This is a genomic window from Shewanella oncorhynchi (genome assembly GCF_030848765.1).
GTDB classification, from domain to species: domain Bacteria; phylum Pseudomonadota; class Gammaproteobacteria; order Enterobacterales; family Shewanellaceae; genus Shewanella; species Shewanella oncorhynchi.
The window spans coordinates 1,899,792-1,912,766 of sequence record NZ_CP132914.1; the positions used below are offsets into that span (position 1 = coordinate 1,899,792).

General features: G+C 43.2%; 7 protein-coding genes. 2 read left to right on the forward strand and 5 right to left on the reverse strand.

Annotated features, from left to right (window positions below):
* Positions 1-56: 56 nt before the first annotated feature.
* Entirely contained in the window at positions 57-2,339 is a 2,283-nt protein-coding gene (gene pflB, locus RA178_RS08590; RefSeq protein WP_028760972.1) for a formate C-acetyltransferase, read from the reverse strand.
* A 1,206-nt stretch (positions 2,340-3,545) separates the two neighbouring features.
* On the opposite strand from pflB, the gene focA reads away from it, so the two are divergent.
* A complete protein-coding gene (gene focA, locus RA178_RS08595; protein WP_105252136.1) occupies positions 3,546-4,541 on the forward strand; it encodes a formate transporter FocA in 996 nt (331 codons plus the stop codon).
* Between the two features lie 107 nt (positions 4,542-4,648).
* Here the strand turns inward: focA and RA178_RS08600 are convergent, their stop codons facing one another.
* The 3 genes from RA178_RS08600 to RA178_RS08610 all read right to left on the reverse strand — a co-directional run bounded on the left by RA178_RS08600 (position 4,649) and on the right by RA178_RS08610 (position 10,167).
* Positions 4,649-7,300: a TonB-dependent receptor plug domain-containing protein gene (locus RA178_RS08600; protein ID WP_306685142.1), complete on the reverse strand. Its 2,652-nt coding sequence runs from the start codon at positions 7,298-7,300 to the stop codon at positions 4,649-4,651.
* Positions 7,301-7,936: 636 nt separating this feature from the next.
* Positions 7,937-8,941 (reverse strand): TDT family transporter, encoded by a 1,005-nt coding sequence (locus RA178_RS08605; protein WP_306685144.1) that lies wholly within the window; start codon positions 8,939-8,941, stop codon positions 7,937-7,939.
* Between the two features lie 152 nt (positions 8,942-9,093).
* The gene (locus RA178_RS08610; RefSeq protein WP_306685145.1) at positions 9,094-10,167 is read right to left on the reverse strand and encodes a methyltransferase; all 1,074 of its coding nucleotides are present in this window, start codon (positions 10,165-10,167) and stop codon (positions 9,094-9,096) included.
* 260 nt (positions 10,168-10,427) lie between these two features.
* Here RA178_RS08610 and RA178_RS08615 point away from each other — a divergent pair, with 260 nt between their 5' ends.
* Positions 10,428-11,750 carry an IS4-like element ISSba6 family transposase gene (locus tag RA178_RS08615; RefSeq protein ID WP_259216148.1) on the forward strand — a complete coding sequence of 441 codons (1,323 nt, stop codon included), beginning with the start codon at positions 10,428-10,430 and terminating at the stop codon, positions 11,748-11,750.
* 50 nt (positions 11,751-11,800) lie between these two features.
* On the opposite strand, the gene cysK is transcribed toward RA178_RS08615, so the two are convergent.
* A complete protein-coding gene (cysK, locus tag RA178_RS08620; RefSeq protein ID WP_113940761.1) occupies positions 11,801-12,769 on the reverse strand; it encodes a cysteine synthase A in 969 nt (322 codons plus the stop codon).
* Between the last annotated feature and the right edge of the window lie 206 nt (positions 12,770-12,975).

Consider the following 12,975-nt stretch of genomic DNA (forward strand, 5'->3'; position numbering starts at 1 on the left):
CCTGTTAAAATAAGTGAGGCTGTAGCACAGTGTACTACAGCCTTGACTAATTTAGCTTACAGACCTTTTGTGAATGTACGCGTGATCACATCTTGTTGCTGTTCTGGTGTCAGTGAGTTAAAGCGCACTGCATAGCCAGAAACACGGATGGTCAGCTGTGGATACTTGTCTGGATGCTTAACGGCATCTTCGAGCATTTCGCGGTTCATCACGTTGACGTTCAAGTGTTGGCCACCTTCTTTTTTGTCATTGTGGTCGAAGTATCCGTCCATCAATGCCGCTAAGTTGGTACGGCGAGCATCATCATCTTTACCCAGCGCATTTGGCACGATTGAGAAGGTATAAGAAATACCGTCTTGAGCGTGGGCAAATGGGAGTTTTGCCACTGAGGTTAAAGAAGCGATTGCGCCTTTTTCATCACGGCCATGCATAGGGTTTGCACCCGGTGCAAATGGCGCACCTGAACGACGACCATCGGGTGTGTTACCGGTTTTCTTACCATAAACCACGTTTGAGGTGATGGTCAGAATTGACTGCGTTGGGATCGCATTGCGATACATTTTACGGTCACGAATTTTCGCCATAAAACGTTCAACTAAGTCACAGGCTATATCATCAACACGTGGGTCGTTGTTACCAAATTTTGGATAGTCACCGCTGATATCGAAATCAACTGCTATGCCGTTTTCATCACGAACCGGTTTTACGGTGGCGTATTTGATGGCAGACAGTGAGTCGGCTGCGATAGATAAACCCGCAATACCACAAGCCATAGTGCGACGTACGTCTCTGTCGTGCAGCGCCATAAGCGCGGCTTCGTAAGAGTACTTATCATGCATGTAGTGGATTGAGTTCAGTGCAGTGACATATTGAGTCGCTAACCAATCCATTAAACCGTCTAAGCGATTCATCACGTCATCAAAGTTGAGCACTTCGTCTGTGATCATGTCTGCTTTAGGGGCAATCTGGATTTTCAGTTTTTCGTCTACGCCGCCGTTAATCGCATACAGCATGGTTTTCGCTAAGTTAGCGCGAGCACCGAAGAACTGCATGTGTTTACCCACAACCATAGGGCTCACACAACAGGCGATTGCATAGTCGTCTGATTGGAAATCAGGACGCATTAAGTCATCGTTTTCGTATTGGATTGAGCTAGTGTCGATAGACACTTTGGCGCAATATTTTTTGAAACCGATTGGCAGTTTATCTGACCATAATACTGTGATGTTTGGCTCTGGACTTGGACCCATAGTGTAAAGGGTGTTCAAGAAACGGAAGCTTGATTTCGTCACTAACGTACGGCCATCTAAGCCCATACCGCCGATTGACTCCGTTGCCCAAATTGGGTCGCCTGAGAACAATTCGTCGTATTCAGGGGTACGTAGGAAACGTACCATACGCAATTTCATCACAAAATGGTCAACCATTTCCTGAGCTTGTTGCTCAGTTAAGGTGCCATTTTTTAGATCACGTTCAATATAGATGTCGAGGAATGAAGAGGTACGACCTAATGACATGGCCGCGCCGTTTTGGCTCTTCACTGCAGCTAAATAGCCGAAGTAAGTCCATTGGATCGCTTCTTGTGCATTGGTCGCTGGACGAGAAATATCGAAGCCATACTTGGCAGCCATTTTCTTCATTTGGCCTAATGCACGGTGTTGCTCGGCAATTTCTTCACGTAATTGGATAACGTTAGATAACTCTTCACCCGCTTCAAACTGCGCTTGCAGTGAGCTAAATTGGGCAAACTTATCTTTCATCAGGTAATCGATACCGTAAAGTGCCACACGGCGATAGTCACCAATGATACGGCCACGGCCATAGGCATCGGGTAATCCCGTTAAAATACCTGATTTACGACAGGCCATAATTTCGGGGGTGTAAACATCGAACACACCTTGGTTATGGGTTTTGCGCAGTTCTGAATAAACGTATTTAACATCTTCATCCAGTACACGATCGTAGGCGGCGCATGAGCTTTCCACCATACGAATACCACCGTTAGGCAACATAGCGCGTTTTAGCGGCGCGTCTGTTTGTAAGCCAACGATAGTTTCTAATTCTTTGTTGATGTAGCCAGCGTCGTGGGAAGTGATGGTTGAAACCATCTTAGTGTCGAAATCAACAGGCGCGTGGGTACGGTTTTCCTGTTTGATGCCTTCCATGACTTTATCCCACAATTTTGTGGTCGCTTCGGTGGCACCGGCGAGGAAGGACTCGTCGCCTTCAAAAGGCGCGTAGTTTTGTTGGATAAAGTCACGTACATTGACTTCAGATTTCCAATCGCCAGGAGTAAAGCCTTCCCATGCGTTGGCAAACAGTTCAGTTTTGTCGGTCATCGTACTAATACCTTCTGGTTGAGATAAAAGGTTATTGGCGATCAGCGTTAAGCAATGCTGAGTATAAGCCAATAGCTAATTCCTGAAATAAAGCTCCCTTCATGATGACGCCCTATGATGGGAACTGGATTTTGAAGCGCTCGTCACTCCAAAAGTCTGTCTATTGATACCCGATAAGATGACAAATATTCGCTTACTTTGATTATCGGCTACTGATAAATCTTTATAATTGGTAAGACCAATTGTCCACAAGCATATTAACATAGGTCAGTCGCTATCGCATCTTAAACGGCTTGGTTTATGCTCTGTTAATCCCAAATTTGCTAGCTAGGTAGCATTTTTTTACCACAATAGGGAATACGGCACGCTTTTTAACTTGGTGTGACATCTGAACCCCATTATCTCTTAAATCAGCCTGCCTATATTGTTCCCATTTACTGTCCACCTTTAGCGAGGATAAATCTATCCTCGTATAGGCTGATTTTGATTGGTGGAAGTCACGGCTCGATAATGGGAGCTGTCACAGTAGGCGCAGTGGTTATGATATTAAAAATAAGTTTGATGTTAGCTATTTGTATTAATTTATTTTTATTTGCTAACTTAGTGTCGATTTAGGAGACGGCATGTCATAACGCCATCAAATAAAGCATGCAATGCTTAAATCATTCAGGAAGGGTTAAAGAGTGGCTAAATACAGTAGTTGGCTATGATGCAGGCAACTTGTTACTTGCTGTTGGACTAAACTGTAAATGCTAAAGTATCGGTTCAATTTAATGAATACCGAGAGACACGCATCAAGCTATTGGTCATTTAATGTGTCATTGCTGAGGTTTGCTTGAATCTATAGCGCATTAATTTAAGCGTTAGTTCGCTAAATATGAGATGGAAACGTGCAGGATATGCATTGTATACCATCTTAATTAAGCCACATTCTCGCGATGAAATTCGGGCTGTCATGGTAAGACCAATTAACCTTTTGTGTTTTTGGCTTCAAAGTTTTCACATTTTGGGTGTGAATAGCATCACGCTTTAGCAATATCTGCTTCACAGCATAAGCGCGTTGTATGATACAAAGCGAGACTTTAGTGAATCATCATTTAAGCAAATCATTATCTCGGTTTTGATTCGTGTTATCTGCGCAATGGCGCTGCTGGAGATACCTATGCTACGCGTTCAAGTTTGTTTATCTGAAGTTGGAGTTATGCAATGAAAAGCCCAAATCCATCGTCATCAGTTCCAACTGTGACAAACAGCGCACATGAAGCGCCACAGGTTTCAGCTCATTTTAGTTGTTACAATCAGGCTGAAATTTACGGGACAAGCAAAGTGGTTAAAGCACCTTGGCAGTCCTTTGGCTTAGCCGTGTTTGCTGGCGCATTTATCGCTTTAGCCTTTGTTTTTTATTTAACCGTAACCACTGGCGCAGGCGATGCGTCTTGGGGTTTAGTTCGTTTCGTTGGCGGAATAGCCTTTAGTTTAGGTTTAATTTTAGTGGTTGTTTGCGGTGGAGAACTGTTCACCAGTTCTGTGCTCAGTACCGTCGCCTGGGCACAAAAACAGGTCACTGGCGCTGAATTACTCAAATGTTGGTGCCGCGTGTATGCCGGCAATTTTGTCGGCGCTATGTTGATGGTTTGCTTGATCACTGCCGCAGGTATGTATGATCTCGATGGTGGTAATTGGGGATTAAATGCACTTAAAGTGGCACAGCACAAACTGCACCATACTTGGATTCAAGCCTTTAGTTTAGGCATTTTATGTAACATGTTGGTGTGTTTAGGTGTGTGGATGACCTTTGCTAGTCGTGATGTACTGACGAAATCGTTACTGTTAATTTTACCTGTGGCTATGTTCGTTAGTAGTGGCTTTGAACACAGTATCGCTAACTTATTTATGGTGCCTATGGGCATGATGATCCAATCTATCGCCAGCCCAGAGTTCTTCGTGTCTTTAGGGGTTACTCAAGCACAATTTGCCGATTTAACCGTGGCAAACTTTATATTCAATAATTTAATACCTGTAACCTTAGGCAATATTGTCGGTGGCGGTGTGATTGTTGGTTTAGGTTATTGGTGGATAGAGCAGGGTAAAGTCACCTTGGCTGAACCACACAAAGCTCATCATGAACATTTTTCTGCACCACATTCACATACTGAAAAACCTCAGCATCAGAGTGAGATTAAGCTGACTAAACATTCCTAAAACGTCTTTAATTATCAGTCTGAAGTGAAAGTAATGAAGTAAATAAAAACGGCATCCGAAGATGCCGTTTTTTGATTAGGTTCTAGTTCTAATTGAGAAATGCGATATTAGAACTTAACTTTGTATCCTGCAAATACTACACGACCTAAGATGTTGTGCGTATCAGTGTCGTATCCAGGGTAACCTAAGCTATAGTTAACTGTTGGCATGGCATCAAATAAGTTACGTGCACCTACAGTGACTTTCCCATAATTGTTGAAGTCATAGTTAAGTGTCATATCCCAAGTTGTAAACGAAGAGAAGTCTTGCTTATTAGTGCCGGCTTCTTGCTGTTGTGGTGTTTCACCATCATAAGAATCAATATATTTAGCGATTAAAGACGCGGAAAAATCGTCAATAGCGTAGCTAAATGTAGTATTGAAACGCAGTGGTGGATAACCTTTAGTTCCTAAAACATCATAGCGTTGAGCAATTGGACTTGCTTGCTCTGAATATTCAAGTGCATATGTACCCTCAACTGCGAACTTCAGCTCACCCATAGTGCCTAGATCGTATTTAGACGTAAAAGAGACATCAAGACCTGAGGTTTGTACGCCATCCATGTTGATGTTGCCAGCACCAATTTCATCGATTGTGCCATCAGCTTTACGTTTTACATAAATGTAGTTTGGATCGTAGGCGCCTAAACCAGCTGTCGCTTCTAAGTCGACAATAGTCTGAGCATCGATATAACTTACTTGGTCAGTGATTTCAATATTGTAGTAATCAACGACAAAATCAATATTTTCGGTGATGTTCCACACTGCACCAAATGAGTATTGAGCTGATTTTTCTGGTTCTAAATCTTTATTACCTGAACTTTTACGTAAATACTGGTTATCTTCACATGCTTTGTTACCTGCTTGTTGATCATCAGGTAAGCTTTGGCACAGAGTTGTATCAGTTATTGAATCATAACTTGTTGCTGGCTCGCCTAGTAAGTCGTCTAAAGACGGTGCTCTAAAGCCTTGTCCATAAGATGCTCTTAATACTAAGTTATCAAGCACTTCATAACGCACGTTAATTGAACTTGATAATTGGCCAACATCAGGAAGACTGTATTGGTCATAACGACTAGCAAGTTTAACGTTTAAATTTTCTAGAACTGGAAGCTCTAATTCAACAAATGCAGCTTTATAGCTTCGGTCACCAGCTGAATCACCACCATAAGTACCTAGTACATTGCCTGCCGCTTGTTGCGCATCACGAGTATCTTTGTACTCCATTTTTTGATATTCAACACCGACGGCATAGCCTAAATCGCCACCAGGTAATGCTATTGGTGCTAAAGCTGCCCAAGATAAACCTGTACCAGTTGTGTTCGATGTCGCTTTACGTGTTGCTGTATGCAAAAATGTATCTAAGGTTGCCTGTGTTGCATTGCCACCTTCCACAAAAGGGTTATACAGTTCTTTATCTACAGCTTCTTGTAACTTATCTTCAAAGACATAAGAGTCCGTTTCGATATTAACGACTTGATCAGAATATTGAACATACCAGCTTAATGAACCAGCATCTAATTCAAGATTCAAGCCAGTAACGATATCGACTACATTTGAGTCGAATTCTGTTTTGCGATCAGCTACACCTTTTAAGCGGTGATAGGCTTGAACCTCTGACGCTTGAGCTGTGCCATATGTTGGATTTAACTTGTTATCAGCAGCCATATATAGATTAGGAGTCCATAATGCTGTTGAAGATGTGGTTGATTTATCACGCATTACAATTGCTTGACCAAACCACTCTAGTTCATCAGAAATGCGATGAGTCATATTTGAAAAAATAGAGTCTTTAGTTTGTTCAGGTAAGTAATCTGTGCCATCAAAATGACTGAATCCACAGGCCGAGCCATCTTTAGTGGTAATAACTCTATCAGCAGGACAGTCTTTACCTGGAACTTGTAATCCTGTGTAAACAGGGTCATCAAATGTTCCATCAGCGCCTTTTCCTGGGCGAGATGCTACAGGACGATATGTTCCTTCTGGAGCATACAAACCACTTCGACCATATTTTTGGTCCCAGTTAGCTGTTATGTGAGGGCGTTGTCCACCTTGCAGAGGGTCAAATGCTTTATGTTCGATAACAACTAAACTACTACCTTTATCATCAGTTTTACCAAATGTAATAGAAGCAGATTTTTCATCACGGCCACCTTGTGTTGGGCTACCGAATTTTGCATCGAATGCTAAGCCATCGAATGTCTTTTTAAGAATGATGTTAATTACACCACCGATAGCGTCAGAACCATAAATAGCTGATGCACCATCACGTAAAATTTCGATACGCTCAATTGCATCCATAGGGATTAAGTTGAGGTTGGTTGAATCACCACCAAATGTTGCTGAAGGAGCGATCCGACGTCCGTTAATTAATGTTAGCGTACGGTTAGAGCCTAATCCGCGCATGCCTGAACTTGCATGGTTACTTGCTGAACTTCCAGCGTCACTAATAAAACTTCCCGCAGTATTAAATGGCATTTGAGCTAATACTGCAGAAACGTCGCTTAAGCCTGTTTTAGCTATATCTTCAGCCGATAAAACCGTAACAGGCAATGCTGATTCCATATCAGTTCTTTGAATACGAGAACCTGTTACTTCAATACGTTCAACTTTTGCACCGTCTTCAGCAGCAAATACTGCTGAAGTTGATAATGCTGCTGTAGCAACTCCGCTGATTAACGCAAAGCGAACTGCTTTGGCTAATGTAGATTTTGCGCGCATTCTATTCTCCCTTAACATTTGTTTTTTTGTTTAATTCTTATTTTATTAAAAGTCACTTTTGTAACCAATAAGTGTCACCTTTAATTAGGTTCAAGATATAACCACAAGAAAATAACAAGTGCAACACTATAAATGTTGCTTAAATTGTTTCATATTTGTAAATTTTGATGCTAAATGTTTTTTTACAAAGGGTTTGTGCATCATTAATGCCGTTAATGATGGCTGATTAGCATCATTCATTATTTTTTTGTTAAATATGTAGTAGTTTGGTTATTTTATTTTATCTTATTGTTTATATTTTTGTTTTAATTTGCTTTTGGTTAAATCATACTTTTTTATTATTTTTATAGAGAAAATAGGAAATGTTGCTTATTTAGTTTGTCATTCCGTATATCTTCAGGTTTGCTCGTGAAGCTGAGCTTGATATAAAGGGTTCCATGTTGTTTAAGTTAGATAGTTTATTCTTTTAAATGTGCACTTTTTAGAAGGCCTAGGATAGGTTTGGTTTGAAATTGAACAGTTTTTTTAGGGGGGTAATATTCTAATGACTCAAAAGAAGATGAATCGATATTCATCTTCTTTTGAGTTTCAGTAGGTTTTTCTAATTAATATGTGCAGAGTGCATATAATAGAGAATTAATTTTTACTTGGTTCTATTCTGTTTATTAGCTCTGCCACTTTAAATTGCAGTGGAAAGTAGTGTCCTAAATAACGTAGGGCGACATAGGTAACCACTAAGGTGGCGATTACCAGTTCGAATTCTGCTAAGTATTTTATCCATATCGCTAACTCACCCATGTTATTGAACTGCGTTAACCAAGCTGCGGTTTTAAAGAGGGCGGTTGCACCGATCACCATAGGGAAGGTAAAGGCTGCGTAGCCTGGGCTAAAGGGCAGTTTTAGTAGGTGAAAGAAGGCCAAGTAGATGATGCTGGTCATCAGAATGGCGATGCTCAGTAGTAAGGCGACTAAGGGAATTGATGCCTGCTCACAAACAGTCAGATAGCCCGCGAGTGATAAACTGGCGGGCGCCGCGAGAATGGCAATGGTTGGTTTAGCGGCATCAGGTATCGTCTGACAGAAAATGAGGCGATAGAGCATCAAAGGCAGCATGATTAAGTAGGCTAACATTCCAAAAACCAAAATGGCGTTTGCTAACCATTGGTAATCAGACACTGGGAAAGACACCGCCGCGACGATAATGCCAATGGGTGGTACGAACCAGCTCGGAACCATGTGCTCGAGTTTAAAATCAATGGCGCGATAATAGATAAACGCGCTTAGGAAGATCACATGGATACCAATGGCGACTAGCCACAGAGTTAAGCCTGCATGGGGGAAATAATCGCCGAGTGATTTAGACACCACCATCAAGCCCATGGCGAAGGTGGGGATCACACTACCAATCACAGGGTGACTTAGCTCGTCCTTTAAAATATTAGGATGAAGCATGAATTTACCCATGAGCAATAACAGTAACACAGAGGCTATGATGGCACCTGTGAGTTGTCCTGCGCCATTAAGTGAAGGTGTCATGTTCTCCCATGTCCAACCTAAGCTGGCAATTGCCAGTGCCAACCCAGCCATAGGGCTGGGAAGTTTAGCTGCGTGGGATGTCCAGCGTTTGCGTTTTGAAGTCATTTTGAATACCTCTCAATACTGACAATGCTTAACATCGCTTTTTTGGGGCGCTGTTTTGATGTATTTAGTGTACTGCGGGTATCAATGATAAATAAATTTGATTAATTTTATTCATTGCATAAGTTTTGTTTACTTTGATGTTGCTATTAAACTTAAGGTTTGAGTTTACAACGCAGTAGCGTGTGCCCTAGGCCAAGATTGTCTGTATCTTCATCCACATACAGTCCCGCTTGGTGAAGCTGGGCCAATAAATCCTTAGAGTGATACATGCGGCTATTGCCATTGGCCATGGCGCTGAAATAGAGGCTAGTGGCATTTACGCAATAGGCGGAGGCGGCCGATGGCTGTCTATCCCAAAAGGTTTCGACGATAAAGAGTTGGCTGCTTGATGTCATTGCCTTTGCCGTGCGTTGTAAAATGCTCAGGATTTGGCTTTTTGAGAAGCAATCCAGAAATTGACTCATCCAGTAAGTATCGGCGCCTTCGACAAAGGGTTGGGAGTCGTCCAGCAGATCGGTGGCAAAGGTATGCACTCGTGCTGCAAAACCTCGTGCGAGTGCATTTTGTGTGGCTACCTCAAGTTGCCCCGGAAAATCCATAATCGTGACTTCAACGTTCGCGTCATAATCACAGCAGCTCAGTGCCCATTTGCCCGTATTGCCGCCTATATCCACTAAATGGATTGGCTTATGGGCGAACACTAATGGCAGAAGCTGTGGAAAGGCATGATCCGAATAGTAATGATCGAAGGCAAACCAGCTCTGTTTCGCTTTGGGTGGTAGATCTTTTAAGGCGGGATAGATGGTATTCCAGTCACCGAACACCTTAAGTCCTGCGGCCTTGCCTTCGAGTAGCGCGGTATCAAGGTTAAAAAGGCCTTGATAGCAAACATCCTGCACAAAGTTAAGATTGATGGCGGCCATGTCGTCATGGAGTAAAAAGTGCCCCGTTTTATCGAGCACATAGCAATTTTCATTTTGCCAAACTAAACCCATACTGAGTCCCATATCCAACAATACCCCCAAGGCATATTCACTCAGTGGGGTGGATTGGCTTAACTCGGCTGCAGTGATCCCATGCTCGGCCGCTTTATCTATTTGGGCTAGCACATCGAATTTGAGTAGGCAGTGGGCGACTTGGAAACTAATGGGGCCAAAGGCAATTTTTTGAGCTTCAAACTTTGCATTGAAGGCGCTGATGTTACTTGGTGTTCGGTAAAAAGACATAAAAAGGAATGAATTGGCGAGCGGGTCCGTTCTTTATAACCAAGTTAGCCGTGAAAGCCAGTTGAGATACAAAGAACTATGAGCTGTATCCAAACTTGAGCAGTAACTTGTTTATGCTCTGTAATCGAGATCTAAATAATGGAATGCCATAAATAAAAATACCCAGCCAAAGCTGGTAATGCCGATCAGTTAAGACAGATCGCTTGACGATCTCGCTGAAAAGATCAAAATCCGATGACCTCATGTCATCGGATTTTTTTATGCAACTCTCAGAAGCACTCGCCCGTACTCATATTACCCGCCTAACCGAATTCACCTGCTTAGCAGATGTGTTAGAACCTGAGTTAATTCAATCTTGCCTAGACTCTCAGGGCGTTGCGACGTTAAGACGGCGTAAATTGCCGATGGACGCGATGATTTGGGCCGTTATCGGAATGGCTTTGTTCCGAGGGGAATCTGTTCGGTCACTCATCAACAAACTCGACATTGTTTTGCCGCAAGAGATTGATTATGTTGCACGCAGCGCCGTGACTCAGGCGCGTAAACGATTGGGCAGTGAGGTTATTAGAGAAGTATTTAGTCGCAGCGCCAATACCTGGCACGCGAGAGCTGAACATCCTCATTGGTGCGGCCTTAACTTGTATGGTGTTGACGGTGTAGTGTGGCGGACACCCGATAGTGTCCAAAATCAAGCCGCCTTTGCGCGTACCGCAAACGCTTCAGGCGAAGCTGCTTATCCGCAAATTCGCATGGTTTGCTTGATGGAATTAAGCAGCCATTTGTTGGTCAACAGCGCCTTTGATTCGGTTGCCGAAAATGAAATGAACTTAGCATCCCAGCTCATTCCTAGCATTCCCAATTACAGCCTAACCCTATTTGACCGAGGATTTTACTCGCTCGGCCTGTTACACGCTTGGCAGCAAGCGCAACCTGATAGCCACTGGTTGTTGCCATTGAAGAAAGGCACTCAATATGAGGTGGTGCGAACGCTAGGAAAGCATGATCAGTGGGTGAAACTCACCACTACACCTCAGGCCAGAAAGAAATGGCCGCAGCTGCCTGAAACTCTTGAAGCGCGTTTATTGACTAAGACAGTGAAAGGTAAGCCAGTCGCCATTTTGACCTCGTTGACAGACCCGATGCGTTACCCCAGCGAAGACATCGTCGACTTATATGCCCATCGATGGGAAATAGAACTGGGCTACAGAGAGATGAAGCAACATCTACTGGAGAGCCGTTTTACGCTCCGTAGTCAACTACCGGAGCTGGTGACTCAAGAGTTATGGGGCGTGCTACTGGCCTATAATCTCATTAGATATAAGATGTTGCTGATGGCTAAAAGCTTGCCATCGGTCCACCCCAATCAACTGAGTTTTCGAGATGCGGCGAGTTATATCATCTTCAAGTTGACACAACTGTCATCACAAACACCGGGGAATGTCCCGAGAGACGTATTGGATATAGAACGAAATGCACGGCAATTTAAGCTGGATGGTAAACGGGAAAGGGCATATCCACGAGTTCTTAAAATGAGCAAAAACAAGTTCCCGGTTAGACCAAAGAAAAATGCCGTTCACTCTTAAGTGAACGGCATTAGCCAAAGCTGGGTATTTTAAGGACGATAAAACGTCGTTTATTGAACGTTTTCTTCGTCGCCGAATTGGCCTTGGAACAAGACTGAAGATAGGTAACGCTCGGCAGCCGATGGCAAAATCACCACAATGGTTTTGCCTGCAAACTCTGGCAACTCAGCGATGCGGTTGGCGGCGACAACGGCGGCACCCGATGAAATACCCACTAAAATGCCTTCTTCTTGCATTAAGCGGCGGGCCATGTCGATGGCTTCATCGTTAGTAACAGCTTCAACACGGTCAATCAATTCTAAATCTAAGTTACCTGGGATAAAGCCAGCACCAATACCTTGGATTTTATGCGGCCCTGGTTGCACAGGTAAACCCGCTAAGGTTTGAGCTATAACAGGAGAATCTGCTGGCTCAACCGCAACTGAGGTGATGGTTTTACCGGCCACTTTTTTCAAGTAACGGCTTACCCCAGTAATTGTACCGCCAGTACCTACACCGGCAACAAACACATCCACTTCACCATCGGTATCATTCCAGATTTCTGGACCTGTGGTTTTTTCATGGATTTCTGGGTTAGCAGGGTTATTAAACTGCTGCAATAAAATGTATTTTTCAGGAGCCGATTGGCGAATTTCTTCCGCTTTATCAATGGCACCTTTCATGCCTTTCGCGCCTTCAGTCAGCACGAGAGTTGCGCCTAGGGCTTTGAGTAGCTTACGACGCTCTAAACTCATGGTATTTGGCATGGTCAGGGTCAGTTTATAGCCACGGGCCGCGGCAACATACGCTAATGCAATACCTGTGTTGCCTGATGTCGGCTCAATCAGCTCGTGATTTTTTGTTAATAGACCTTTCTTCTCGGCATCCCAAATCATATTGGCACCGATACGGCATTTAACACTGAAACTTGGGTTACGGGCTTCGACTTTGGCCAGCACTTTACCTTGGCTAACACGGTTTAAACGTACTAGTGGTGTATTACCAATAGTATATGAATTATCTTCGAAAATTTTGCTCATGGATTGCTTGCTCCTATGTTGGCACTACTGAATCATAATCTGCTGTGGCGCTTTTAGAAGTGATTGTTTGTTCTTCTTTATTCGATTTGGTTATTAAAGGGTGTGCTGTTATTCGCAAACCCTGATTGGCAGCCAGTTTAACTGTGTTAACCTCTTGCTAACATAAAAAAGATTGTGGCATTAACAGGGATAACTTCTTGATGTCT

Bases quoted from the DNA above. Each gene is read 5' to 3' on its own strand.
- pflB (WP_028760972.1), bottom strand. From the start codon at position 2,339: ATGACCGACAAAACTGAACTGTTTGCCAACGCATGGGAAGGCTTTACT.
- focA (WP_105252136.1), top strand. From the start codon at position 3,546: ATGAAAAGCCCAAATCCATCGTCATCAGTTCCAACTGTGACAAACAGC.
- RA178_RS08600 (WP_306685142.1), bottom strand. From the start codon at position 7,300: ATGCGCGCAAAATCTACATTAGCCAAAGCAGTTCGCTTTGCGTTAATC.
- RA178_RS08605 (WP_306685144.1), bottom strand. From the start codon at position 8,941: ATGACTTCAAAACGCAAACGCTGGACATCCCACGCAGCTAAACTTCCC.
- RA178_RS08610 (WP_306685145.1), bottom strand. From the start codon at position 10,167: ATGTCTTTTTACCGAACACCAAGTAACATCAGCGCCTTCAATGCAAAG.
- RA178_RS08615 (WP_259216148.1), top strand. From the start codon at position 10,428: ATGCAACTCTCAGAAGCACTCGCCCGTACTCATATTACCCGCCTAACC.
- cysK (WP_113940761.1), bottom strand. From the start codon at position 12,769: ATGAGCAAAATTTTCGAAGATAATTCATATACTATTGGTAATACACCA.